Here is a 2,551-nt window from a genome sequence, read left to right as displayed (position 1 = left end):
GAGATATAACTCTAGACCAGGCCAACACCCCCACGCAAATCCAAACCCCACCTCAACCACGTGACACCCACCACACACCCGCCAAAGACTTGAAGCAGACCCGCACAGCCGTCACCGTCGGCTGCACGCCGAGGCCCCTGGGCCTCCGGTCCCGCTTTCAGTCCAGCAACGACGCCCGGCAGGCGAGGCGGAGAATGCCGGCTCATCCGAGCACCGCTCGGATCCTCTCCGGTTGCGTTTCGATGGCTTCGCCGACGGTCTCCAGCTCGTGTCCGGGGACGGGCAGGGAGACCGCAGTCTCTCGCCACTGTCCGACTGCCCGACAACTTCAAAAAGTATGGCTCGCGCCTCTGGGGTCGTGATGTGGCGCAGAGGCGCGAATTCGAGCAGCGCCTCGGCCTCGGCGACACCAATGATCGCTGTCTGAAGCTCGACAGCAAGATCCGGTTCGGGATTGACGGCAAACACAGGACTGAGTGCCCGCCCGGCCGGGGAGCGGAGGAATCCATGATTGCGTAAATGGTCGTCGGTGTTGCGGACGGCCAATCTGTCGAGCAGCAGCACCGGCCTATCTTCGAATCGAACCAGTTGTGCATGAGCTGGGCGCTGGCGTTGTCAGGCTGACTCGAGGCCCAAGAACCGACGAAATGCGGCCGCGCCTTCGACCTGGACCGCCTCGTCGGGTCGTGCAATGTCGACCGAGTCAAGGGTCAGTTTGTGCTCAAGCCTTGCCTCTCCGTTTTGAGCGACGATAGTGTGGCTGCCGTTTGGAGAGTATCCGACCTTCTCTGATACACGTCGGCTGGCTTCGTTGCCCTCGACATATGCCGTCTCGAAAGTCGACGCACCACAATGGTCGGCAAAGGCTATGACGATCGCCCACCTCATCTGCGTTCCGTATCCATGACCCTGTTCAGAGCGGGCAAGCCACGACCCAGTCGAAACCGTGTGAGTCCTGGAGAAGTGTCGGCCGTTGACGCCCTGAATACCGACCGCACGACCGCCCACCCGGACTGTGAACTCGATCGTCCAATCGTCGACGTCGAAATTTGCCCGTGTCGACCACTGGTATTGAGCGATCGACCTCGCTATCTGTTCATCACTGCCGCTGTCCCAATCGACGACGAAGGCCTGGACATCGTCTCGACGCACGCCGCCACGTGCGATCTCAGCGAGCTCCGAATAGTCTGATTCCCGCACGGGCGACAGTTCCATATCGCCGTGAATCGCCCCGGGGATAATAGAGGCAGGGAGATTGGAAGAAGGAGATTCTCTCTTGCCAGTGAAATACACCGACGAACTCAAGGCTCGTGCCGTCGAGCTCGTCATCCATGCCCAGGCCGATCCGGACACCGCGAACGGAGCGATCACCCGTGTCGCGAACGAGCTCGGCCTGAGTAAAGAAACCCTGCGAGTCTGGGTACGTAAGCACAAGGATTCCGGCAAAGCCACCCCGGCCGAGTCGGTCGACTTGGAAGTGGAGAACCGTCGGCTGCGGGCTGAGTTGGCTGAAGCGAAGCGGGCCAACGAGATTCTGAAGAGAGCGTCGGCTTTCTTCGCGGCGGAGCTCGACCGCCCATCGAAGTGACCGTCGCCTTCATCGACGATAATCGTCACGAGTTCGGAGTCGAGCCAATCGTGCGCGCCCTGTCCGGGACTGCGGCACGGATTGCTGTGAGCTCGTATTACGCCTACAAGAAGCGTCAACCATCAGACCGGGCTCGTCGGGACCAGGCACTGATGGCGGTCATCCAGGATGTCTATGAGGCGAACTACTCCTGCTACGGGGTGCGGAAGATGTGGAGGGCGATCAACCGCGAGTACGCCGACCGGTTCGGCCCTGTTGCTCGGTGCACGGTAGAGCGGTTGATGCGCCAGTTAGGCATCGACGGAATCCGGCGGAAGCGGAAGCGTCCGAAGACGGCCTCAGCACGTGCTGAGGAGTGCCCGGATGATCTCGTCGAACGTGAGTTCGCAGCACCGGCACCCAACTGTTTGTGGGTCGCGGACATCACCTATGTGCCCACGCAAGCTGGGTGGGTGTACACGACGTTCATCCTCGATGTCTTCCACCGGGAGATCGTCGGCTGGCAGGTGACGAACCATATGCGGGAGTCTCTGGCCAGGGACGCTCTGACGATGGCTCTGGCTGCGAAATACCGGGCCGGCGAAGACGTCTCCGGGCTCGTCCACCACTCGGATCGCGGGGTGCAATTCCGGTCGATTCGCTATGGGGAGACCCTCGCAGAGTCAGAGGTCGTGGCGTCGGTGGGGTCGCGTGGAGACTCGTACGATAACGCCATGGCTGAGGCGCTGAACTCGGTCTACAAGGCAGAGCTCATCGACCGGAAGGTGTGGTCGGGATTGATTGAGGTGATGGCGGAGACATCGAAGTGGGTGGCTTGGTACAACTAGTCCAGGTTGCATTCAGCGATCGGCTACCGACCGCCGACCGAGGTTCATTCTGAATGGATGGGACTGCTGAAGGTTTGGTTGACTTCACGACTGGATAAATTCCAGGAAGGATAGAAGTCATGCCAAAGATCTACAC

Annotated in this window: 3 protein-coding genes and 1 other annotated feature; of the genes, 2 read left to right on the top strand and 1 reads right to left on the bottom strand. The window is 60.6% G+C overall.

What is annotated here, in order from left to right:
* Positions 1-615: 615 nt before the first annotated feature.
* Positions 616-1,215, bottom strand: a complete 600-nt coding sequence (locus IHE57_RS16125; RefSeq protein WP_209374669.1) for a GNAT family N-acetyltransferase — start codon at positions 1,213-1,215, stop codon at positions 616-618.
* Between the two features lie 40 nt (positions 1,216-1,255).
* Here IHE57_RS16125 and IHE57_RS16120 point away from each other — a divergent pair, with 40 nt between their 5' ends.
* Positions 1,256-1,588 (top strand): transposase, encoded by a 333-nt coding sequence (locus IHE57_RS16120; RefSeq protein WP_209374667.1) that lies wholly within the window; start codon positions 1,256-1,258, stop codon positions 1,586-1,588.
* Positions 1,549-1,677 (top strand) — a sequence feature (AL1L pseudoknot). It overlaps the preceding gene by 40 nt.
* Positions 1,585-2,415: an IS3 family transposase gene (locus tag IHE57_RS16115; protein WP_209374665.1), complete on the top strand. Its 831-nt coding sequence runs from the start codon at positions 1,585-1,587 to the stop codon at positions 2,413-2,415. It overlaps the preceding feature by 93 nt. The genes IHE57_RS16120 and IHE57_RS16115 overlap by 4 nt, the downstream gene beginning before the upstream one ends.
* Positions 2,416-2,551 lie beyond the last annotated feature (136 nt).

This window comes from Brevibacterium renqingii (genome assembly GCF_017808105.1).
GTDB classification, from domain to species: domain Bacteria; phylum Actinomycetota; class Actinomycetes; order Actinomycetales; family Brevibacteriaceae; genus Brevibacterium; species Brevibacterium renqingii.
The sequence above is the reverse complement of the archived record's forward strand: the minus strand, read 5'-3'. Positions and strand labels throughout refer to the sequence as shown.